Source organism: Thiocapsa roseopersicina (assembly GCF_900106925.1).
Lineage (GTDB): Bacteria > Pseudomonadota > Gammaproteobacteria > Chromatiales > Chromatiaceae > Thiocapsa > Thiocapsa roseopersicina.
Window position 1 is genome coordinate 1 of sequence record NZ_FNNZ01000025.1, and the last position, 22,497, is coordinate 22,497.

Consider the following 22,497-nt stretch of genomic DNA (forward strand, 5'->3'; position numbering starts at 1 on the left):
GCCCACACCCCGGCCGCGCGAGACCGGGGGAGCGCTTCGCCGACCCCTATCACGCAACTTGATCGCGAAACCATCAAAATCGCTGACCGCACTCAGTGGGGCGTCGCACGGTACGGCGTTGCGCGGTAGGTGCTTATAACTGTTAGTCCTTTCGGACCCAGCCTTTGACCAGCTTGCTTGGGGAGGCAAGCGCTGCCGCCGGTTCGGTTCAGGCGGCAGCAGGCGGACGCCTCTCCGGCAAGGTCTGGTTCATCAACTTCGGAACGTCGGCCCATTGCAACCATAGACCGAGTGGACGTGGCGGTCTGACAAGGCCGCGCTGGTGGAAATGATTAGACCCTGAAACCACGAACCAAGTCGCCTCGGCTCTATGGCGGGAATTGGACATTTCAGCCACCCATTAGGTCCACAGCGGGAGTCCGCGAAGCCACCGGAACGGTCGCCCGGGATGAAGCGCCCAACGGCTGGTCTGGGTCGACTCAGTATGCCTCCCTCCACCTGCCCGCCAATGTCGCAATGCGAGAACCACCCAGCAGCCGGAAGTGCGGATCACCGACCCACTGCTTTCTCAAGCCCTCGCCGAATTCGGCCGCTCAAGCCGAGGAATCTCCTCGGGGTCGACCAAGAGCAGGATGGAGCGCGCCTTCCCCGGCGTGCGGCTGATCAACCCCCTCTCCGCACGCGTCACGAGCATCTGATGAATGGTTGGGGTGTTGTCCCGAAGAAGCGCTGCAGATCGGCCTCGGCCGGAGCTTGGCCGAACATCACCGAGTAGTTGTAGATGAAGGCCAGATACTGGCCCTGCTTTGCGGTGAATCCTTCAGCCATATCGGTCTCTCGGTGTGGTCGATGCCCAAAGTTGTCCTGAGCGCGGGACGCCTGTAACGATTGTGGAACACCCGATCGAGATTCCTCGGTTACCGGAGTCCTACAGATCCTCCGTATGCGTGCAACCGCCGCCGTAGTAGTTGGTGCAGCCGAGGAAGGGGCCCTTCTTGCCGCTCCTCTCGACCAGTCTTCCGGTCCCGCAGCGCGGGCATGAGCGCTCGCTGTAACCGCAGAGCGCATTGTTGCAGTTGTGCCGCTTCCCGGAGGAATCGGGAACGAGGAACCCGCGTTGGCAGCGTCGGCAAGCCGGCTCCGTTCGTGTGCACCGCGGGTAATGCGAGCACCCGTAGAAGTTGCCCGATGGGCCGCTGCGCAGCAGCATGATCCCGGTCTTGCATTGTCGGCACTTCACGGGGGCGGCCGACGCTCCGCCGCGCGTCTCGACATCGACCCCGAAGGCTTGGATCTCCGCGACGAAGACCGACGGCAGCCCTTCGTCGACGATCAGGTGAACGGAATGTCGGGCTCGCGTCAGGGCGACGTAGAACAAACGCCGCTCTTCGGCATGAGGCGCCTTTTCGGGCGTCGCCAGCACCAAGCCAAGCAGGGGGTCGTCTGCGATCTGCGAGGGAAATCCATACCGTCCGGCCTGCATGCCCAGCACGATGACATGGTCGGCTTCCAGTCCCTTCGCGCCATGGGCTGTTTTGAACGACGCGGAGAGGTTCGGATAGTCGCGTCCGATCGCGCTCCACGGCAAACCGTCGCTCTGGAAACCGTAGCGCCCGAGAAGCAAGACGCTACGTTTCGCGCCGTCGGCCCGTCGAGCAATCTCCGAGAATGCATCGCCGACCGGATCGATGGCGTTCTCCCCCGAGCGATGGACCAGGACGCTGGCGCCGGTCGAGGGCCGTTCAGCGGCGACCGTCTTTTTGATCTGGGCCGGATTGGCGAGCACGAAGCGGGTCGCCACCGCGTTGATGCCGGCGTTGCACCGGAAGGTGCGGTCGAGGGGCACAGTCTCCGATGGACCGAAATGCTCCTCGAAGTCGCGCATCAAGGCGATGTCGCTGCCGGCGAAGCGGTAGATCGCCTGCCAGTCGTCCCCCACGCAGAACAGCCGGTGGCCCTGCCCCTGATCCTTGAGTGCCTTGATCAGCTTCGCACGACCTGCCGAGATGTCCTGGAACTCGTCGACCAGGATGCAACGGTACTCGGACCGGTAACGACCCGAAGCGACGTGATCCGCCGCGCGCAGGATCATGTCGTTGAAGTCGATCTCGTTCGTTGCTCGCAAGCGGCGTTCGTAACGATTGTAGACAGCCTCGAACAGATCCAGGAAGGCCGCGACCCGTTGATTCTTGTCGCCTTGTCGGCGCGCCTTAAGGCGCAGATCATCGAGCCGATAGCCGCCCCCTTTGAAGTGGTTGAGAAAGGTGCCGGCGAGCTTGGTCATCACGCCGATGCGATGCCCCGAATTGAGCCGCTCCAGCGCCTGCTCCGCCGAGATCGGTTTGAACACGACACCAGCCGTGCGTAGCTGCCGCTCCAACTCCGTCAGGAGCGTCCCCTCGCTCTTCTGGTAGCTGTAGGTCTGGATTAGGCGGGTGCCATGCTTGCGGTGGAGCTCGCGTTTCCAATCGATGCCCGCGTGATACTCGGCCCGATCGACGTAAGGCGCGGTCGACCAATCCCTCGCGATTCCGAAGTGCTCGATGTAGAGATCCGCGTCGATCAGATAGAAATCGGGCCTGTACTGGCGATATTCCGCATCGGCGGTCGGATGCTGGTAATCGGCCTCGTAGCGGTAAGGCACGCCGTTCAAGCACAGGAAATTCGCGATCTCCGCTTCCTCGAAGCTCTTCACCGTCTCGCCGTTGAGGCTCACCATGTCGACGGATCTGAGGTAGTCGAAGTACTCGCCTTCGCTCTTGAACTCGAACGGGCTGTGGTACGGCGCAAAGTGGCTCTGCGCGTAGGCGCGGGCTGCATCCGAGGTCGCCGGGTCGCAGATGGTCTCGGTCAGCAGCGCTTGCAGATGCTCCCTGAACTCACGGTCATTGCCTGCCCAGGACGCCAACGACGGTTTCGTGCCAGTGGCCCGGGCAATGATGTCGAGGCCCAGGGCGTGGAAGGTGCTCACCCGCAAGTCGAGGCCGAATCGTTCTTTGAGGCGCGTTCGCAGCTCTTCGGCCGCGTCCCGGTTGAAGGCCAGCAAGAGCAACTCGCGAGGCTTGCACAGCTCCTTGTGGAGCAGGTATCCGGCCTTGGCGACCATGACGCTGGTCTTGCCCGAGCCGGCGCCTGCGATGACACGCGTGTTGTCCTCGTGGACGACCACGGCCAGTCGCTGCGCGCGGGTCAGAGGTCTCGACTCGACCGTGTTGAAGTAGCCGTCGTAGCGTTTCAGCTCGGCATCGACAAAGGCCTGGTTCGCCCGGACTCGGAAGCCCGTGGAGTCGCTCGCAAAGCCCTGCAGTACCCTCAACGCCTCGACAAGACCCGGACTCGAGGTGATCTCTTCAGCGGGAATGCGCAGCACGGGCGCCAGGATCGCGGCATCGGCCTTCGCACGCGTGATCCGATGATGGGCAACCCAGAACTCGCCGGCCTCCGCGCGTTGGACCCACTCGGCAACCACGGTGGCGCGGGTCGCTTCGCGCTTGAGTAAACTGACAGCCTCTTTGTAGACCTGTCCGGCCTCCGCGAACGCCTCGACGAAGTGTTGTGCGGCGCTCTTGGACACGCCGGCAAGGCGCAACGCAGCCCCCGTTTGAGGCTGAACGATCAAGGTCGACCAGAACAGACCTCGTTCTACGCGAACCCCCTCGATCTGAGTGTGAAGGAGTCGTTGGGTCCGGGATCGATCGTAGACGGTCAGCGCACCTGGGCCGATCTCGGCCAATGGCTGGTCGCCGACACCGTCGGCAAAAAGCCGAGCGAGAAAGCTCGGATGCAATGTGGAGCTGGGCATCGTGCGGTCCCGGATCTGCGGAATGAGTCCGGGGTTCTTCGGAGAAGCGCCGCTGGGCATTCCATGGCAAAACGCTGACTGGCGGGCACGGATGCTCCGCTCGGCCTTGGGTTGGTCCTTGAGGCCGGGAGTGTGCCACGGACGGCATCGTTCGCCTATGCCGCCCGGGCCCGTGGGGTAGTTTCGCGGGCCAATGCCCGCATTGGTCGAAGCGTCGCATCCACACTCGGATGCCCGCACCAACGGGAGATCGCCTCGATGAGCCGCCGAAGATCAATCCTCCTCATCGCCGGCTTGTGCCTGCTCGCGGCCGCGCCCGCGCCTGCCGAGACGGTGCTGTCTGCCAATGACATCTACACCTTCCATACACCCAGCCGCGACGGGATCGGCAAGACCTATTTCGGCCGCGAGATCTCACAGGTCATGGGTCACCAAGGCGCCGCCTGGCTGGAACGGAGGACCCGTGTCGTCGAGGAGCAACCCGATCGGGTGGTCGAAGGCATGGGGCTCGCGCCCGATGCCCAGGTCGCCGACATCGGCGCCGGAACCGGCTATTTCACCTTCCGCATCGCCGAGGCCGTCCCGACGGGTCGCGTTTACGCGGTCGACGTGCAACCGGAGATGCTCGAGGTCCTGCACAAGCGCATCGAGCGACGCGCAATCACCAATGTCACCCCGGTCCTCGGCACGGAGGATGATCCCAAGCTACCGGCGGATAGTGTCGATGCCGTGCTGCTCGTGGATGCCTACCACGAGTTCGCCTATCCCTACGAGATGATGCAGGGCATCCGCAGCGCGCTGCGACCGGGCGGACGGGTGTTCCTGATCGAGTACCGCGGCGAGGATCCACGCGTCCCCATCAAGCCACTGCACAAGATGACCCAAGAGCAGGCGATCACCGAGCTCGAAGCCGTCGGTCTGCGCTGGGTCGAGAGCCTCGACATCCTGCCCACGCAGCATTTCATGGTGTTCGAGAAACCCGCCGAGGGCTGACTCCATGCACAAGGTCGACCGCATCGTCGAAGCCCCCGCCGGCATCGTCTGGCGCATCCTGATCGACACGCGCGAATGGCCGATCTGGGGGCCGAGCGTTCGCGCGGTGGTTGCCCCGTCGCACCTGATCGGTCCCGGCATGCGCGGGCGTATCCAGACCCCGGTTGGCCTCCGACTCCCCTTCGAGATCACCCGCCGGGAGCCCGAGCACGCATGGTCCGGGAGGTTGCCGGCATCGAGGATGCCCAGCCGAAACCTTGGGGTCAGGCCCGCTCTCACGGCGGATGACGGTGACTTCGACCGTTGTGACGTATCCTATCCACCCGCCGAGGCGCCCGCCCGCGGCCCTCCATGATCCCGCTGCCTCACCATGCACCGTCAGTCGTCGAAAGTTCACACACACCGACTCCTCATCCTGCTGCTGCTCGTCGGGAGCCTTTGGGCCTTGGTCTGGATCCTGACCTCGGCGTTGGCCCCCTCACTCGCGCGCGAGGCACTTCCTAGGTTGCAGGCCCGACTGGAGCCGATCGGTATCGGGCTGAGCGATGTCGCCTTCTCGGGCCTACGGATCTCGCCTTGGCTAAACGGCCTGGAGCTGAGCGACCTGGAGGCTCGGCTCGATCTGAACCCACGGGATCGGATTCAGCTGCGCTCGCAGCTGGACATCGCCACCCTCGAGGTGCGACTGACCCACCCGTTCAGCTTGCGCGGCGCCATTCAGGCCACCGGCGTGGAGGTTCGCCTCGATTCATCGGATCGTCCTCCGCAGTTGCCATTCGACCGCTTTACCAACGTCCGCTTGGCGATCGGCGATCTTCCGCTGGGTGACCCGCGACAGGCCGCGAATACGATCCGCGAGAAGCTGAAGGCGTTGTTCTTCGAGAATCACGCGGTCGGCGAAGTCGCGTTCAGCGGCGATGTCATCCTCGTCATCGACGGTGTCGACCGGGTCGCAACCCTCTACACCGAGCGCGCGGGCGAGACCTTCAAGCTGCGGTTCCGCGAGGATGACATCCGGGCAATCGCGCAGGCCAAGGGCCTGGACTTGGTCCCCGAGCAAATCGAGATCGTCTCGCTCTACCCGCTGCGGGCGCCCGTTCTCCTGATGCTGACCGATCAGGCACGCACGCTCGCAACGCAGTACGCGCCGGATGATGTCTGGCTCCAGGATGCGATGCGCCATGTGATTTGGAGCTTCCTGCTGACCCGCGCGTTCGGGCCGACATTCGCAACCACGGTCACCGATGCCCAGGAGCTGCGACCGGGCAATACCCCGGACGAGCGTGCCATGGACTATCACAACAACGCCATCGGTCGGCGCTTCGTCGCCGAGAATGTCCCGCTCGCCGCCCTGCCGAATCGCGTCCGGTCGGACCCTGACGTCATCCGCCACCCGGATGAGGTCGAGCACTTCGGCGCGGATCGTCTGCTGCGCTGAGCAAAGAGGAGGACGGGTAAGATGACCCACTCGCAAGCGACGGCAGCACCCAGGTCGGGCGTACCGCAGTCCCGCCCGCCCCATTCCCCGGCGCCAGCCCGGTGCCGACCAGCACCGCGTCGAGCCCCGCGCCCAGGACGCCCGCAATGTCGGTCGCGAGCTGATCCCCGAGCATGACCGGCCGGGACGCGCCGAGCCGCCGGCAGGCCGCATCGAAGATCGCGCGGCTCGGCTTGCCCAGGCGCGTGAAGCCGATGCCCCGCTCGGGCCAGCGCTCGCGGATGACCGCTTCCAGCATCGCGGCCAACGCCCCTGCCGTGAGGGCGACCCGCCCGGGGCGTACCGGATACATCAGATCGGGGTTGCAGAGCAGCAGCCTCAGCGGCGCGCCGGCATCGAGGCGGCGCACCAGCAGGCTCAGCGCGAGATCCAGGTGATCGGGCCAGCACAGATCCTGCTGGTCGGCGACGATGAGTGCCTCGGCGTCGACATCCTCCTCGAAGGGCACGACGATGGCGCCCGCTCGCTCGGCATAGCGGCGCGACCCCTCCGGTCCCAGCACCAGGGCGCGCACCCCGCGGAGATCGCCGGCCACGCAGGGATCGGCCAACAGCGCACCCGAGGTCAGAATGCGCTCGGGCGGGATCGCCAACCCCACCGCGGCGAATCCCCGGCTCAGCGTCTCGGGGAGCCGGCTGGCGGCGTTGGTGACCACCAGCCACGGGCAACCGTCGCGCTCCAGGTCAGCGAGCAGCGCGGCCGCCCCCGGAAGGGCACGCTCCCCATCGAGCAGCACCCCGTAGGCATCGAGCAGGAAGCCATCTTAGCGACGGCGCAGCGACGCCAGGTCGGTCAGCGGTGCGTCCGGCGTCATCGCACATCCTCTTTACGGTGTGGGTACCGCATCACGGCATCCTCGGCGCGCCGGCCCACGCCGGAGCAATCGCCCGGAGGTCCCTGCGCGGCACGCTGCGGGTAGCTCCCTCACCCCGGTCATCCGGATTTCGGCATGATGGCTTAGCGTGTACCATCGCACCGCCATTCAACGGATCACCGATCACATGGAGTTTCCCCGATGAACGAAGTCAACAACCGCGTCACCGTCGTCGACATCCAGATGCCCTTTTGGTCCATGGTGGCCTTCATGGTGAAGGCGGCCATCGCGTCCATTCCGGCCATCATCATTCTCTCCGTCTTGTTTGCGATCGTCATGGCGATCTTCACGGCCATGTTCGGCGGCATGAGCATGATGTAGGTCCGCGTCCTGCCTCGCGCCGCCGCGGGCAGCGAGAGGCTCACTTCAGCTGCGCTTCGGCGACGTGGATCTGCCTGCACAGGTCCAAGACCCGCGCCGCCAGCGCACGCTCGGCCCGATCGGGCTCCTCAAGGGCCATGCTCGCGTTGCCGTCCTCCAGGCTGTCGATCACGGCCTCATGATCGGAACGGGTTAGGCGGATACCAGCATTGACGCGCTCCAACGCAGCGAGCAAGGCAGAGAGGTGAGCGCGGTTGCGCCGGCGGATCTCCTCAAGCAGGGCCTTGCGATTCATGAGGTCGTTATCGATGTGAGGTCGGAGATCTGACGCTCCCGGTAGCGATTCGCGCTCCGGGAGGGTAGCGCAGATCCGGGATCGGATGCGTCTCTTGCCTGAACCGAACGATACCCCCATCACTCTTCAACATCAGCCAACGGCCAGTCGTCCGGCTCGACGTAGGACCAGGATGTCTGATCAAAGGGGATATCCCAGGTCTTGGGCGTGAGCTGTCGTCCATCGAGTTGGCCGGTCAGGGTGATGCGAAGTGGAAAAACCGTTGCGCCGATATTGATGGAATCCACCTCCAGCGTGGTGTCGATGTCGGTGACTGGACAGACCTCGCCGGCTTCTCCGCAAGCGCCGACATTGTTCCAGGAGGCATGGATCGGTCCGAGATCACGGATACGGCGACCATGGGGCGCCAGGATGCTGTAGGACTCGACGAGAATCCCTTGACCTAGAAAGCCATCGCGGTTCACCCAGCCCCAATAATCGCTGGGCGCCAGCTTGATCAAGTTCCAATCGGTCGGGGCGACCCCCCAGCCACCCGAGCTCAGACGCGGCTCGCCGGCGATGAGCTCCACACCGTCCGGGCCAAAACCGATCACCAGGGCGCCCACGAGGCCACGGGTCACATGCGAATCGATATTCTCGCCGGTGCGCGGGTCAAAGGCCCGCCCCGTCAACAGAACATACAAACGGGGGCCGGTGTCGGCCTCCACGCGGTCGACCCGATCGATCGACAGACAATCGGCACGTCCGGGATCATCCGCACTTCGCGCCACCCAACAAGCGTTGGTACGATCGTATCCATCATAGAGACGGTTCAGTACCTCGCGCACGATAGCGTCATCTTCCGAGGACATGACCGTCACCGCCACGGACGCCAGCACGACAAACAACACAATCCGTTTCATGAATGTTCTCCTAAAGCCCCGATCTCCGATCGGAGCAATCTGTTCTTGACGGTACCCGTAACCGCGCCAAAGAGAGATCCAGATGCCCATCCTCCTACAGATCGACTTCCCCTTCCAAGGCCCTTGGGGCGCCGAGATGAGCGCCACCATGCAGGGGCTCGCCGAATCCATCGCGCAAGAGCCGGGCTTGATCTGGAAGATCTGGACCGAGAACCCCGAGACGAGCGAGGCCGGGGGAATCTATCTCTTCAAGGACCGCCCCAGCGCCGAAGCCTATCTGGCGATGCACACCGAGCGGCTCGTCGGCTTCGGGATCCCGCACGTCAACGCCAAGCTCTTCGAGGTGAATCGGGAGCTCTCGGCGATCGACCGGGCGCCACTCGGCGGTTGAAGAACAAGGATCCGGAAGGTGAACACCATTGGGCACGCCTACCGCAAGATCCGACGGACGACTCCGCGGTTCTCGCGGACCATGGGGTGACATGATGGTCAAGGCAGAGCGAATCGCAGTCATCGGCTCCGGCATGGCCGGGCTCGCCTGTGCGCGGCGCCTGACCGATGCCGGATGCATGCAGATCGTGTTCGACAAAGGCCGATGGTTCGATGGGCAACTGGCCACGTGGCGGGCGCCGGACGGTCGGAAGTTCGATCACGGTGCGCAATGCATCACCGCGACATCATTGCTCTTCCAACACTGCTGAAACAGGCAGGAACCCCAGGGGCTGTCTCGGTCTGGGCCGACGGGTCGCTTCACCCGCATCTCCATCTCGTGGGCACGCCCGGCATAACTGGACTGGCGAAGTATATGGCTTGCGGCCTCACTGCGTCGCCACATCCGAAAAAGGGCTTTGAACTGGTCCCGTAATCTCTGGTTCAGGAACGCGTGCCCCGTCACAGCATGCCCCGAGGAGCCTCTCGCTAGCGTTCTCCTCGGTGAGATCACCGGGTGGCAGCGGTCCATATTTACTCGACAGCCGAGTGAGCTCGTCGTTCCAAGTGAACCCGAACACCGTGTACATGCCTGCGTCCTGGATGCGTTGTTCCCTAGTTCTCACGGCCAGGTAGCGACAGCGTAGACCGGGGTTATCGCGGTCTTGCAGGAGTTCCTTCCTCAGTAGAGCAGAAAGCTCTTCTCTAATTGATTTGCTGAACGGTCCTTTAGGGTAGCGCCTCAGAAAGTCCTCATAGGCCGCAACCGTTCTCAGTTCTTGGGTCTTGCACCAACAAGCGTCCCGGCGCGCAAGTGGAGCCAATTCCATGAGCAACGCCGCAATCTCAGGTGGACCGTTCTCCGGATCCCCAAGACATCGATACCACCGAACTGTCGATTGCAACTTCGGATAATCCCCCTGTCCTAGCGTCGTACGCATCTCTTCGAGCAGTTCCACGTCCAACTGAAACAGTAGAAGTCGGGCCACAATTCGATCGAGGTTGGAGTTGTCGGTCACCCACCGCGGTATACAGTGTCTCTTTCTCCTCTGGATTTTCTCGCAGAGTGTGACGGCGCATTCCCATCCGCGCTGTATCGCGGCGTAATCCGAATTCCCGGCCTCGGAACACATCAGCAAAACACGGTTGCGGTAAATCTCGCGGATGATGTTCATCGCCGATTTGTCGTGTCTCGCACGTCGAGCGAGGTCGAACAAGTCCGAACGATTGATCTCGATTCCGCGCCAAGTCAAAGGCTTTCCTGGAGCCAGGATGGTCTGGAGATAGATCACCCGCTCGTCGGGAGTGAGAGCGCCATTCTCCATGAGACGATCCACGGCATCTGCAAGGATTTCCTCACCAATGTCAGTGCGCAGCCAAGCGGTGATGCGTCCGTCCCCAAGACCCGCCAACGCGTCTTCCCATCCGCCTGCCACCGCATAGGCCAGGTCGTACGCGGTCCAACAATCCTCGCCACCGAGCCGGTAAGGAATATGCGATTTGAGCGTCCGGTCGCCGAACTGATCAATGAAAGCGGCAACTTGTTCTATCCTCTCGCGGGCGAGGAGACTCGGTCGCCGATGCCGCACCTCACCGTAGCTCGGAAGGATGTGCTCGTTGAGATAGGTGCGTAGCTCCCGGAAACCCGGATCACTGTCCCTGGTCTTCAAGTCGTTCTTGGCCGAGACCAGAAAAACTGCGTCCGCATCGTCGCCTATTTTCTCCTTCTTGTCGGCCAGAACCTCCGCTCGTTCGTCGTCGTCGAGTAGGTCCGCATAGTTGACGACCGCCAGCACGCGGTTCCCAGGGTTGCCACGGCGAAAGGCCCGCAGGGCCGTCAGATCCAGTTGACGAGGTCCTTCCAAGTGCATCACCCAGAGCAGGACGTCCGCGTCGTCGATCAAGGGTTGGCTGACACGATCGTCTATTGTTGAGAAGTCCAGCCCCGGCGTATCAATCAAGGCCACCCACTTCAGAAAGGAATGGTCTGGATAGAAAACGTCTATCCGTTCGATGACGTCCCGGTGTTGCTCACCAAGCTCCTTGATCTTGCTATGCACAAAGTCCGCATTTGGGTAATCGTGTGGCAACTGCCATGGGGCGCGTCCATCCAGGAAGAGGACGCGAATCCTGCGATACGGTCCCCCGACGATACGATTGATCGTGACGGTCTCGCGGGTGACATTCACCGGTAACCAATGCTCGCCCAGAAACGCATTAATCAGCGTGGACTTACCCGCGTTCCAATCCCCCGCCACCACCACTGTGACTTGGATCTCGGAAATCCGGCGAAAGGTCCGGCAGATCTCATCGAGCAGCGTTTGACGCTCCGTCTCAACGCCTGGATCCGCGAAGCGGAGCGACTTTAACAGCCTCTCCGCATCCGCTAGACGCCGAACCTGGACGTTGTCACTGAAGGGGAGATCACCGTACTCCTCATCCGCTCGCGTCTTGAACAAACGTTCGACCCAGTGCGTGCCCATCACTCAAGCGACCTTTGGAAGCAGGGTATCAAGCCGCCGTGTGATGTCGTTCAGCCTTTGTTCCTCGCTACGCATCGTGCTGATACGTGTGTCCAAGGTCGTGAGGTCGGTCTCGGCGATCAGAAACTCCAATGCCTTTCTCTCTTGGGACACGCGTTCCTCGGCTTGCTGCCACACCGCATCGATGTACTGACCCAACTGTTCTCCAAGATGTGATTCTATTGCAACGAAATCCTTATCCAGGCTCTGCCTTGCAGACGCGATCCATGCCTCGCGCTTCTGCCGTTTCCTGGTCTCCCGATACTCGCCGCTTCCCCAAAAAATCGCCGCGCCTGCTAGGATAACGGGAATTGCCCAAGGTGACAGTGCCCCAGCAAAGAGAGTCGTCAGGCTCGTTCCACCGAGGCCAAACCAAGGGACCGGGGTAGCCATCGCGACTTGCAGAGCAATTAAGACATTCCCTCCACCAACCGCGATAGCACCGAGACCCGCAGCCTTTCCAGCATTCGAGATCAGTTCGTCGGGGATGCCGGTATTGCTCGCCCCTAGTTCCTTAAGGCTCGGGGCGTCAATGCTTGCCAGTTTTCCGATGCGATACTGAAGCGCCTTCCTCGCACTGTGTTGGACATGGGTGGTCACACCAGCGATGCCATCAGCAAAAGCCATGGCCAGGTCAGTACCAATCACCTGGACGCTTGCGCCCTGCTGATCGAGCGATTTGAGCTCCCTAAGGCAACGATCTCGTAGATCGCTGATCAGCCGATTAAGCTCCTCTGTGAGATCGATCCGAAGATCGTTTAATCTTTCACGCTCATGGTGCAAACGTTCGGCCAAGGCACGCAGTTTGTCCCCCGCGATGCGCAGCTGATCGTCATCTCCGGCCTTCTTCGCCTCATAGCCGGTCAGCGTCTGCCGGCAGTCCATCGACCAAACATGCAGGCGCCCTCTCAGCCATTCAGCGTGGCTTTGGAGAATCTCGCTCAATCGTTCTTCAGTGACGAAATGCACCAATCGCTCGCGCAGCGTCTCTAGACCCTCACCGGTCTTGGCCGAGACGGCGAAGATGCGTTCCGCGACCCGTATCTCGCTCTCTCGATACAGGGCACCGAAGCGCTGGTTCAAATCCTTAAGGACCATCTCCTGTTCTTCAGGAGACCGCGCATCCGCCTTGTTCACCACCAAGAAAACCTTTTTGCCAGTCCTTGCCAGATGCTGCTCAAGGAACCGGCGCTCCGAGTCGGTTAAAGGCTGGGTCATACTCAGGGTCATGACGACAGCGTCGCTGCTCTTGATCGCCTTGTAGGTTTGATCAATGAAGCGGTCGTCGATGTCCTCGGTCCCGATGGTGTCTAAGAGTTGAACGCCTTCCCGGAAAAATTGACCGTTCGGCCAATCGAGCTGGAAGTAACCCGATTCATGACCTGCAGGGGAACCCAGGTGCGTGGTGTGTTCCATGATCGCCGCAGCGATGGCCTTGAGCTCGCCGCCTGGTGGTACGAGGACGTCACGATGTTCGGCGCCCTCCATGTCCGGATAGACCAACGATAATGCGGGGCTTTCGCCATAGCGGATGAGGAGCGTTCGAGCCGTCGTCGGCTTCAGGTTAAAGGTCAGAACGTCTTCGCCGAGAAACAGACGGTTGATGAGAAGAGATTTGCCCACGGAAAAACGACCGATGAAAGAGATCGTGAAGGTCTGCCCCCTCAGGCGGTTGGCCCCGCCTTCAAGCTCGGTCCGTTCCTGATCGGAGATCGCCTCGCTCGTTTGTTCGTAGAGATCGCTGTAGATGTCGAGCATCTCGGCTCGGCGTGTCAGATTGGTTGTCATGCTTGGCCTCCCGCAACGGATGGGTTGACGCCGCCAGCCGTCAGGATGTGACTGATCCGGTCCAGCAAGATCTCCTGCTCGACGCGGGACGAGCTGTCGCGAAGCTGCCAATAGGACCGCTCCAGAGCCTCGACACCGTTGATCTGTGCTAGCGCCCGCTCGCCGACCTCGGTGACCGTCCGCTGCACATAGTCGATCACCTGATCGCGATAGCCGTTCACGGCGCGCGCAACGATCATTTTGACGCTCTGGCGGAATGCGCCCGTCGCCATGTCCCTCAACCCTTCGACACCTCGGTCGAAAAGACCCGTTCGGTCAAACTGCGTCAGCCCCATATCGCGGGCCTTCAGCGTCAGGAAACCCAGGAGCAATGTGGGAACACTGAGCCAGCCAAAAACTGCGATCGAACCGATGGCGGCAATCGGCAACAGGTGCTCCGCACCGATCTTGGCAAGCGGTGAATCATAGGCGGGCAGTTGGATGGACAGGCCCCTCAGCAAATCCGAGGAAAAGTGTTGTGCCCCGTCCACGTCGGTCTCCAATGCGTTCAGCAGATCCTTCAAACACAATTCGACCTTTGGCTTGAAATCCCCTAGGAGCGACTCTTGGACGATGCGTTGCACTTCGCCCTTGGCCTGTAGACGCTCGAAATCCAGATCGTCAATTTGGCTTTCGATAGTTCTGAGAGTCGCGTCGGCGGCATCGCTGAGACTGTCGATCGCAGCGCGCTGGCGGACACGATGGCTTTCACGCAGTTCGCTGCGTTGTGCGCGTTCTTTCTCGCGCGCCTCGTTGATCTGCTCTTCCAGATGCCTGGCCTTCTCCGTGTTCTGATCACGCTGCAGGGCCAATAGGGCTCGTCGGCGGTCGACCTCCTGGGGTATCTGAATCGTCAGTTGTTTCCGCAGCCGCGCGCGTCGCTCCATCAGTAGGCCCGGCTGGCGTTCGCGCAGTAGTCTGTACAAGGCCCCCTTGAATACCTCGATCTCGTTCGGTTCGCGGACAGAGACCAGGAACAGGCGGGTGGACGCCGCAGCGCCGAACTGCTCTCGGTAACGGTCCTCGATCTCCGATCGCTGGACGGAAGATTCCAGTAGATCGGCATGGGTCACGACGAACAGGATGTCCTCCAGATTGCCCTTCGTCAGAAGAACCTGATGGATAAAATCCATCTGCGTCTGGTTGATGACGGAGCCACTCGCCTGCACGACAAAAACCACGATATCAGCCTGCACGGTCGCGGCGCGTGTCGAAACGACTTGATCTTCATCATTGAAGCCTGGCGTGTCGATGAAGACGACACCAGGCGGAATATCGACGTCCGTGAGACTGACCGCGATTTCCGCCAGATCCTCGATTGACCTGTTCAGAACATCCAGAGCCGCGGGCCCGGAAAAGGACGTGGATTGGCCCTCTAGGTCCGTCACCGTGGCCCAAGGTTCCTCCTGAGTGCTCCGAGCGATTCGGACCAATGCCCGGGTGGTCGGGGTAGGCCGCGCCGGAAGGTCAACCTCGGCGAGTGCGTTCAGAAGGGAACTTTTCCCGGCGTTCCACTCGCCGACGAAGGCGCAAATCAGATCGCCTGTAGGCGGTTGAGCCTCGACTCCGAGTGTCCGTGAAAATTCCACAAGTTGTTCAAGGTCGTCCATAATGTTTCCCGAACCTGCGTTGAAAGAGCCGTTATTCGCGAAGTAGCTGTTTGTTGTAAACTCTTGAATGTCAATTCATGATTCGATTTAGGTACGTATGCCGGAATCCGAACTTAGCGTTCCGTTCACAATCTGTTCCTTGGCAATGCCTTGCGCGGCAACTAGGGCGTGAGGTATCCAACACGTCGTTCCAGGACTTCGCCTAACGCCCGTTGAGGATCGCCCCACCGAATGATGAACCTGGGCCGTTGTAGTCAGATATGAAGTCGAGGTTCGTCAAGCTCGGAGCCAGAAGAACTGAAACGGACGCAGAGTGACTACTAGCAAGAGGGGGAGAATGGGAGCGGTGCTGGACGCTATCGGCGTCTGCAACGTGAATGAACGATACTCGGTCGGGAACGCTACGGGCCAGCGTATGACCATTCCTCTCGCCCGTAACCGCACTCGGGGCACACCTCGGCATGAGGTTCCGGATCACTGGTCGGCAAAGCCGGCCTACAAGCGCCGGTCCAGATCCGCCGACAGTCGGCGAAAAGCACAACGCAGCGGCCGACCAATCACACATCCTTATCTGTCCAAGACTCATCGAGATCCTTCCGGCTCCATCGAATCCGTTTCCCGTCCGACACCGTTGTTAACGACAGGTGCTGAGAAATCGGGAAAAAATATTACTCCCAGGCATATCCGGCGGCAAGATAATGCCGCGACTGCACGCTTGTGACTCCGTGCATCGATCGAACCAAGGCTCTGAACAGCCAAGTGCTTCTGGCCTGATGATAGCGCCCCTTGGTCGGACAACAGAGCACTGCGTCACATCAGCGAGATCGGATCAAACCAGACGGCATCGAAGCGGCAACCCAACCTGGCCGGCACGGAAACCCCGTTCCAGCTTATCCCGAACTCGATCTGCCCCCGATTGGGAAAGGGCTCCCCGAAACCGCTTCAGCGTTCCCGCAGCAACCACCGCCCAGATCCATAATCCGGCGTGTTGGTCCCGGGGATGGCATCGTAGACCTTGCCGTCGCGGATGATCAGACGATCATCGGAGCCATAATCCGGCGTGCGTTTACCTGGAATCGCCGGGTAGACGACGCCGTTGCGCTCGATCAAGAGCGGCCCGCCGTAGTCGGGGGTATTGGTGCCGGGGATCGGGCGGCGAATCTCGGTGTCTGCCGATGCAAACGTTGCCGTCACGGCACCGGCAGCCACCAAGACCACACAGGACATCAGAGTTGCGCGTCTTCGCATCCTCGGATCACCGCCAACATCCATCCCCGAGCGTGCCGGTCGCGCTGCGGCGTCCCAAGTGATCGAGACCCATGGTCGCGCAGCGTTCGCCGTCCCGGCTGAGCTGGTTTCCGAGGGGTGTCGCGACCAGGGAGTAAGTGTCCGCTGTCACGCTCCCTGTTATGGCGTAGTGGCCATCCGTCGAGTCCATCGGAAGCCCCGGCGTACAGCCGACACTGTTGAAACGGCGCGTCTCGCCATAGCAGCTTTCCAAGCGTTCGGAGATGGCGAACAGTGCATTCATGGCGTCGACACGGCGACTCCGGTCGAGGTGTTCCAGATAAGCCGGGACGGCAATCACGGCCAGCACCGCAAGGACGGCGACGACCATCATGAGCTCGATCAACGAAAAGCCCCACGGCGCCCTGCAGCGCTTGCGCCGGAACGGTGTTGGGAATGCCGAATCACGCATCAGTGAACCGCCTCGCTCCAGCTCAATCGGGTCAGGCCACCGCTGCCGCCGCCCCCTCCCGCGCCCGTTTGCGCCCTCGCGAGTTGGACGTCGTAGCGCAAACCTCCGCTTCCGAACACTTTGATATCGTGTGCCCACACGGCACCGCGCAACTCGCCGCTCCCGCCGATGTCGACGCGAGCATAGGGGGCGTAGATTGCCGCGTAGATCGCGCTTGCGCCGGTGACACTGATATCTTCCTTGTGGCCGGGCACCCCGTCCGACGCATGGATGTCGGAGTACAGGGCAACGGACGGAGCCATATAGGTCTGGCCATCATCGTCCGTACGCTCGACTACCGAACGATTGTTCGGAAAGTGGAAGGGGTTGTTGCCGAGCTTCGACTCGCCTTTGACGTAGAGCGACAACGTCGAGTTTGCCCCTAAGATGATGCTACCTGAACCTGCAAGATTGACGTCGCCGCCGACCCAGAGTGTCACGTCGACGTTGCTCGGAATCACGATACCGGCACTCCCGCCGATCCCGAAGTTGCCGTCGACACGCAGGGTGACATTCCGGTTCGCCGGAAAGTTGAGGTTTCGCCAACCTTGCAGATCGACGTTGCCGGTGATGGCGACGGTGATGTTCGGGTCGGTATCCAGGTTCTGCTGTACGCCGGGCGCGAAACGACCTTGGGCGCGTAGATAGGGAACGAGCTGATCGGAGGAGTTATCGTCGAGTTTCCGTAAGTTGCCGCTGAGAATAGCGTCAGTAGTCGGGCGTTTGGCCGTCATCAGCTCGCGGATACTGACGCCGGCGGGCTCGCAGGTGCGCGTCGGAACACCGGACGCACTCGGCACGACCAGTCCTGGACGGTGCACCAGGTTGCCGATCGAGCCCCCGCCCTGCAAGGTTCCCGAGCCCCCGTAGGTCAGTGTGCCTAGGACCGTCCCACTGCCACTGAGGCTATAGTTACCGGCAACGTTGGCATCGTGGTGAATCTTGGCATTACCGCTCGCAGAGAGGTTGCCGTGAGCGTCGACATTGCCGTCGACCTCGGCGCTGGCCGTCAGCGACACGTTGCGACCCTGAATACCGGCAGGTGTGGCCAAGGACACATGCGAACAGTCGCTGTGGGACGAGGGGCCAAGTGCGAAGTTCCCAGAGGTGCTCACGTCGCCAGTGGCGGAAATGCGTCCGCAGATCCGTGTTCCGCTGTCGGTGGTGACGTTGCCGCCAGCGACGAACTCGCCCATCAAGGTACCGCCGATGTTGCCGCCCGCGGTGGATCTGGCGGAACCGAAGATGGAGCCGTTGCCCTTCAACTCGATCCGCCCACCTGCGAGTCGGTTGGAGATGTTGGCCCTGTAGAGCTCTCCGAGCTCCGGCGCGAGCGAGTCGTAGCTTCGAATACTCCCGCTGCCGGTGACATCGACGTGGCGACAGGCGGTTAGGACATCCTCGAACAATGCGGTACCGGATGACCCGGGCTCGAAGGTCATCACCAGAGTCCGCCCTTCACGGGGACCGATACCCTCGGTGAGTCCGACCACGCGCAACCGCACCAGTCCGCCCACATCGGCGATATCCTCGACGAAATAGCCGGACAGCCGATCGATACCGTATGGCTCGGCACTGCCGGCATCGGTCCAAGTGATCGACGGGATCCTGTCGGTGATCGCCGAGCCGGTCCAAATCGCGTCGTCGGTCGGCGGCGCCAAACCACCGGAAACAGCCGCCTCAAGTGCATCGGCAGCCGCCTGCAGTCCGGCCTCGGCCGCCAGAAAGGCATCGAGATACTGGCTCTGATGCGCCGCGATACGCATGTTCTTTTGGTTAACGGCGATCGCCGACACCCCGCTGAGCGTCATAACGGTCAGCATAATCAGCGCGATCGGCAAGACGACACCGCGTTGCGACGGGAGCGATGAGGAGCGGTCGGAAATCATCATGGCTGCGCTCCGCCTGCAAGGATACGTGCGCGCACACCGACCGAAAGGACCACCTCTTGATCCGGAACACCGCCGGCAGGATTGCCGAGAGCGGTGAAGGTAAGCCGGACACCATTGACCGTGCTCCAATCCGTCGGTATCTCGTTGGCGGGTCTGAGATCGCCGGCAACGTAGTAACGAAACGCCAATCTGTCGATATCGGGTACCAACAGCTCGACCGAGCCGCCGTTGGGTTCACACCCGAGAAAAGGAACCGTCGCCCCGTCGATGACACGCGTCGAGACCAGGAAGGTGTCGGTGCTGACCGCGGTCAGCGGGGTCCCGGTACAGTCCTGCCCGGGCAACGACGGATCGATGGAGTAGTTGTAGGAAACGGTAATCCGGTTAGGCGTACCCGAGAGGGCATTTCCGGCCGATGTACCGTAGCCGGCCTCACGGATATGGCGCGTAAGGAGGTCGCCAGCCGCCAGAATGGTGGTGCTCTGGCGGTTGAGCGCGGTTTGCATGGCGAGCACTTGGCGCGCCGCAAGTTGCGCCTGAATAATCCCGCCGGTCAAGAATAGGCCCAGGGTCATGGCAACCAACAGCTCGACCAGGGTGAACCCGCGCTGGCTCGTCATTGCCATTGCCTCACTTCATGGCTGAATGACTGACGTGGTGCGATCGCATCGGAGGCATCCCTCGCTCGTGCACGCTGGTCCCACGTCACCGTGACGACATGGGTATCCGTGCCCGGAACAACGGCCCCCTGTCCGCCCGGGAGTCGATTTCCAAGGTCGGCCTGCCATTCGATCAGGTAAGCATCCGCGTTACCGGCATCGCCCATGATGCGAATGTGCTCGCCCATATCCTCGGCAGCGATACTCGCCAGGACACGAAAGCGCATGTCTTGGCTCGCCCGCAGGGCGTTCAGATAGAGCCCCGCAAGGCCGAGCATTCCGATCGACAGGACCAGGGTTGCAATCAGGACTTCGATCAGCGTGACGCCGCGTTCGCGACTTTGCAGACAGCGCTTCATTAGCAGCCCGCCTCCTGGACTCGGGCGAGTCCGATCCGAGACACGCAAACGTGGCGCGTGCGTGTGCCCTGCGGGGCGGATACCGTGAACGAAACGACGTTGCCGAGAACGTACCCACGGGATGTGAAATCGATCGCCGCGGTGCTCCCGACGATGGTCGCCCGATCAATCGACGGCTGTACCCCGAGCACTTCACTCGGGCTCGCGCAGGCGCGTTCGATCAAGATCCACCCGCTCTGCCAAGCGGTCGAATCCCCGCAGCTCGACCCATCGTCGCTTTGGCACAGACAGACCGCGAGGCCCCGCGTCACCGCCTCATGACGCGCTTGGTTGATCGCGCCGAGCACGATGTTGGAGGCGTCGGTGGTTGCGCTGTTGGCGGTATAGGTGCGGAAACTCGGAACACCCAGCGAGACCAGGATGACCAGCAGGGACAGGGTCACCATGAGCTCGATAAGAGTGAATCCAGACGTCGCGATGTGCGCTCGCTGGACCGATGCAACTCCCCGACCGCTGGCCGGTCTCGCGCGGAGTCGACCGTGCCGGCCCGTGGCAAACGGCGAAGAAGGCAACGACTGCTTGATCATGAGTTACGTCCCTTTAACTCTCGCGAGGAGTCCGGCGGTGCCGCAGTGAGCCAGTCACAGGCTCGGCAAGTCATCCGATGCGATGTGCGCGGGCTGATCGAAACCCATCACGATGCCAGCAGGCGAATGAGTTTGAGCTCACGCCCCTCTCGCCGTCTCATCGGACACATCGCGACGCCGATGATAGTACATCCACGCTTCGTTAGCAGCCCCTTCATCGTCTCAGCGTGACCTTTGCTCGTGCAGCAACACGACAGCCTCTGCGGAGCCGGGTACCCGGCCGACGGCGCGAGCAGGCCAGCAGCGGGGTTGGATGCAAGATGCGGGAATCGTCGCACGACGATGCGACACAACCTGTCGGATCTGCCGGCCCGCCGATTCGTTCGATGTCAGACCACGGTCACCTCGTCGCCGACCTGAATCAGCCCACCCTCGCGCACGCGCAGGCAGTGCCCGCCGTAACGCCCGAGCGCCTTGGCCATACCGGCACCAGCGACCCGATCCAGATACCCGCAGGGCGGGCGCACACGGTGCCAAGTCAACACCGCCTCGCCGATCCGCAGGCTGCGGCCCCGTAGCTCGACCCCGACCAGCCCGGATACCACCAGGTTGCGCCGGTGTTGCCCGGCGTCGAGCGGCAGTCCATGTCGGCGCTCGGCACGGAGCAGCTCCTCGGCCAGGATCAAGGTGACCTGACAGCCGTCGGTGAGCCGCCAGAAGCCACGGCCCAGGGCATAGCGATCGTCCGCCAACCCTTGGTCGACGAGCGCCAGGGTCCGCTCGGAGGAGCGCATCGGCGCCCCTGCCGCATCGGCGACGAAGATCGCCGTCACGCGACCGACGGGAACCCGTCGGAATCGCCAAACGAACCTCTCGAGCCGCGCCCTCAGCCGATCAAGGGTAGCTGTCACGACGACTGGATCAGCGTCTTGCGGTAGACCCGCACGATGCGGGTGCCATCCCAGACATAGGAAAGGTGGGGACCCTGCCGGGGGATGGTGACGGCGGGTGGCCGCAGCGCGGCGATGCACTCTCCTCCGGGATCCCGCACCGACCGGTAGACAATCCCCCAGGACCGCACCGCGCGCATCGCCAAGCCAAACGCTTGAGATGGCCGCCAATCGTCAGGGTCATGCAGATGGTCGTAGTCCGCACCCCGGACATCGTGCAAGGGCTTCGCCACTTCGCCCACGTAGACCCGCATGTCGATCTCCCCGGCATCCTCTCGCGTGTAGGCAAGAAACCGGGCGCGGTGGTAGCGCGTCTCCTCGATCGCCGTGTGCAGGGTCTTGGCCGCGTAATAAACGCCGAAGCTACCGTCGCTGAATCGGCTGGCCACGCCGATGTGCGTGAACGCGGCCATCACCGGCGTCGAGCCGGGGCCACAGACACGGTCTTCGCGATCGACCAGTGCGATATCCCCGGCCTCGTCGCGCAAGCGCTCGTTGGTCAGCCCTTCGAGATAGAACAGCTCGTCCATCAGGTCCGGTTCCACCAACGTCTCGAAGAGGTTGATGGGCGGAAACTCCGAGGAGACGATTCGGTACTGGTGCGTCCAGTCCAGATCGCAACAGGGCGGGCGCTGCGGATCAGAGTCCCCGCTGAGCATCGAGATACCGCCGCACATCCGCTAGATCGATCAGGCTGCCGCCGAGCATCCGTTCAAGCGCCGACTGCCCGTGAAACAGCGGCGCCATATTGGGCTTCTTCACCCATTCGTCGGCCGCACGCGGCGACGGCAAGAGGATGTTCAGCGCCTTGGCGATACCCAGCAGGTAACTGATGCGATCCAGGACGTCCCGCCCAAGCCGCCGGGCCGTCTTCTCGGCCTTCCATTTGAAGAAGGTCGACTCCGGTGGGATGCCGAGCAAAATCCGCTCCTGAGCGGCCGTGAGCCCCCAACGTGCGGAAAGATTAAAGAAGGCCTGCAGGGCGGCACTGGAGAGTCGCTCCGGATCGAAACCGGTGTGGGGATGCGGGAGTGCACTCATCTTATATGCTCCAAGTTTGGAGTATTTCCTCATATACCCCAAGAATAGAGCTTCCTGTGAGGGTTATCCAGTCCTCCGAAAATCCTCATCGGTTAGCACCTCGATCAAGGTACTTGCACACAAGCCGATGGCGTCACGGCGAAGGCGTCGGTGGCCGCCTTGCGAGCAACGACGCAACGACTCCGCCGACTTGCACGA

General features: G+C 62.1%; 23 protein-coding genes. 6 read left to right on the plus strand and 17 right to left on the minus strand.

All coding sequences use genetic code 11. The features are described 5' to 3' along the window. Positions 1 to 684: 684 nt before the first annotated feature. A complete protein-coding gene (locus BLV04_RS25730) occupies positions 685 to 828 on the minus strand; it encodes a hypothetical protein (protein ID WP_245731960.1) in 144 nt (47 codons plus the stop codon). 100 nt (positions 829 to 928) lie between these two features. After that, positions 929 to 3,802, minus strand: coding sequence for a UvrD-helicase domain-containing protein (locus BLV04_RS19865; RefSeq protein WP_175534717.1), 2,874 nt, complete (start codon positions 3,800 to 3,802; stop codon positions 929 to 931). A 258-nt stretch (positions 3,803 to 4,060) separates the two neighbouring features. Here BLV04_RS19865 and BLV04_RS19870 point away from each other — a divergent pair, with 258 nt between their 5' ends. The 3 genes from BLV04_RS19870 to BLV04_RS19880 are packed head-to-tail and all read left to right on the plus strand — an operon-like array spanning position 4,061 to position 6,233. Next, a complete protein-coding gene (locus BLV04_RS19870) occupies positions 4,061 to 4,795 on the plus strand; it encodes a class I SAM-dependent methyltransferase (protein ID WP_093036536.1) in 735 nt (244 codons plus the stop codon). Between the two features lie 4 nt (positions 4,796 to 4,799). Further along, complete coding sequence (locus BLV04_RS19875) at positions 4,800 to 5,150, plus strand: SRPBCC family protein (protein ID WP_093036539.1); 351 nt, start codon at positions 4,800 to 4,802, stop codon at positions 5,148 to 5,150. A 15-nt stretch (positions 5,151 to 5,165) separates the two neighbouring features. After that, on the plus strand, positions 5,166 to 6,233 hold the full coding sequence (locus tag BLV04_RS19880) for a DUF6973 domain-containing protein (protein WP_093036542.1): 1,068 nt from the start codon (positions 5,166 to 5,168) through the stop codon (positions 6,231 to 6,233). On the opposite strand, the gene BLV04_RS19885 is transcribed toward BLV04_RS19880, so the two are convergent. Continuing rightward, on the minus strand, positions 6,178 to 7,047 hold the full coding sequence (locus BLV04_RS19885) for an HAD-IIA family hydrolase (RefSeq protein WP_281241874.1): 870 nt from the start codon (positions 7,045 to 7,047) through the stop codon (positions 6,178 to 6,180). The genes BLV04_RS19880 and BLV04_RS19885 overlap by 56 nt on opposite strands. 261 nt (positions 7,048 to 7,308) lie before the next feature. On the opposite strand from BLV04_RS19885, the gene BLV04_RS19890 reads away from it, so the two are divergent. Further along, on the plus strand, positions 7,309 to 7,488 hold the full coding sequence (locus BLV04_RS19890; protein ID WP_093036548.1) for a hypothetical protein: 180 nt from the start codon (positions 7,309 to 7,311) through the stop codon (positions 7,486 to 7,488). A gap of 40 nt (positions 7,489 to 7,528) precedes the next feature. On the opposite strand, the gene BLV04_RS19895 is transcribed toward BLV04_RS19890, so the two are convergent. Together BLV04_RS19895 and BLV04_RS19900 are read right to left on the minus strand one after the other, a co-directional pair. Further along, positions 7,529 to 7,783 (minus strand): hypothetical protein, encoded by a 255-nt coding sequence (locus tag BLV04_RS19895; RefSeq protein WP_093036551.1) that lies wholly within the window; start codon positions 7,781 to 7,783, stop codon positions 7,529 to 7,531. A gap of 119 nt (positions 7,784 to 7,902) precedes the next feature. Beyond that, a complete protein-coding gene (locus tag BLV04_RS19900) occupies positions 7,903 to 8,685 on the minus strand; it encodes a hypothetical protein (protein ID WP_093036554.1) in 783 nt (260 codons plus the stop codon). Positions 8,686 to 8,767: 82 nt separating this feature from the next. On the opposite strand from BLV04_RS19900, the gene BLV04_RS19905 reads away from it, so the two are divergent. Together BLV04_RS19905 and BLV04_RS19910 are read left to right on the plus strand one after the other, a co-directional pair. After that, positions 8,768 to 9,076 (plus strand): monooxygenase, encoded by a 309-nt coding sequence (locus tag BLV04_RS19905; protein ID WP_093036557.1) that lies wholly within the window; start codon positions 8,768 to 8,770, stop codon positions 9,074 to 9,076. A 91-nt stretch (positions 9,077 to 9,167) separates the two neighbouring features. Continuing rightward, on the plus strand, positions 9,168 to 9,386 hold the full coding sequence (locus BLV04_RS19910; protein WP_093036560.1) for an NAD(P)-binding protein: 219 nt from the start codon (positions 9,168 to 9,170) through the stop codon (positions 9,384 to 9,386). A gap of 117 nt (positions 9,387 to 9,503) precedes the next feature. On the opposite strand, the gene BLV04_RS19915 is transcribed toward BLV04_RS19910, so the two are convergent. From BLV04_RS19915 to BLV04_RS19970, 12 genes are all read right to left on the minus strand, one after another. Then, complete coding sequence (locus tag BLV04_RS19915) at positions 9,504 to 11,597, minus strand: dynamin family protein (RefSeq protein ID WP_093036563.1); 2,094 nt, start codon at positions 11,595 to 11,597, stop codon at positions 9,504 to 9,506. A gap of 3 nt (positions 11,598 to 11,600) precedes the next feature. Then, positions 11,601 to 13,424, minus strand: a complete 1,824-nt coding sequence (locus BLV04_RS19920) for a dynamin family protein (RefSeq protein ID WP_093036566.1) — start codon at positions 13,422 to 13,424, stop codon at positions 11,601 to 11,603. Continuing rightward, on the minus strand, positions 13,421 to 15,073 hold the full coding sequence (locus BLV04_RS19925) for a dynamin family protein (protein ID WP_093036569.1): 1,653 nt from the start codon (positions 15,071 to 15,073) through the stop codon (positions 13,421 to 13,423). Before BLV04_RS19925 ends, BLV04_RS19920 begins: the two co-directional genes overlap by 4 nt. 942 nt (positions 15,074 to 16,015) lie before the next feature. Then, entirely contained in the window at positions 16,016 to 16,321 is a 306-nt protein-coding gene (locus tag BLV04_RS19930) for a hypothetical protein (protein WP_139191976.1), read from the minus strand. A 7-nt stretch (positions 16,322 to 16,328) separates the two neighbouring features. After that, positions 16,329 to 16,772, minus strand: a complete 444-nt coding sequence (locus BLV04_RS19935) for a type IV pilin protein (protein WP_093036575.1) — start codon at positions 16,770 to 16,772, stop codon at positions 16,329 to 16,331. Beyond that, entirely contained in the window at positions 16,772 to 18,703 is a 1,932-nt protein-coding gene (locus BLV04_RS19940; RefSeq protein ID WP_093036578.1) for a pilus assembly PilX family protein, read from the minus strand. The genes BLV04_RS19935 and BLV04_RS19940 overlap by 1 nt, the downstream gene beginning before the upstream one ends. Next, complete coding sequence (locus tag BLV04_RS19945; RefSeq protein ID WP_217633745.1) at positions 18,700 to 19,323, minus strand: PilW family protein; 624 nt, start codon at positions 19,321 to 19,323, stop codon at positions 18,700 to 18,702. The genes BLV04_RS19940 and BLV04_RS19945 overlap by 4 nt, the downstream gene beginning before the upstream one ends. Next, the gene (gene pilV, locus BLV04_RS19950) at positions 19,320 to 19,721 is read right to left on the minus strand and encodes a type IV pilus modification protein PilV (RefSeq protein WP_093036585.1); all 402 of its coding nucleotides are present in this window, start codon (positions 19,719 to 19,721) and stop codon (positions 19,320 to 19,322) included. The genes BLV04_RS19945 and pilV overlap by 4 nt, the downstream gene beginning before the upstream one ends. Then, the gene (locus BLV04_RS19955; protein ID WP_093036588.1) at positions 19,721 to 20,308 is read right to left on the minus strand and encodes a GspH/FimT family pseudopilin; all 588 of its coding nucleotides are present in this window, start codon (positions 20,306 to 20,308) and stop codon (positions 19,721 to 19,723) included. The genes pilV and BLV04_RS19955 overlap by 1 nt, the downstream gene beginning before the upstream one ends. Before the next feature lie 389 nt (positions 20,309 to 20,697). Next, a complete protein-coding gene (locus tag BLV04_RS19960; protein ID WP_342721918.1) occupies positions 20,698 to 21,141 on the minus strand; it encodes an MOSC domain-containing protein in 444 nt (147 codons plus the stop codon). Between the two features lie 74 nt (positions 21,142 to 21,215). Then, positions 21,216 to 21,917, minus strand: coding sequence for an RES family NAD+ phosphorylase (locus BLV04_RS19965; protein WP_093036594.1), 702 nt, complete (start codon positions 21,915 to 21,917; stop codon positions 21,216 to 21,218). Beyond that, entirely contained in the window at positions 21,898 to 22,299 is a 402-nt protein-coding gene (locus BLV04_RS19970; RefSeq protein WP_093036597.1) for an MbcA/ParS/Xre antitoxin family protein, read from the minus strand. The genes BLV04_RS19965 and BLV04_RS19970 overlap by 20 nt, the downstream gene beginning before the upstream one ends. Between the last annotated feature and the right edge of the window lie 198 nt (positions 22,300 to 22,497).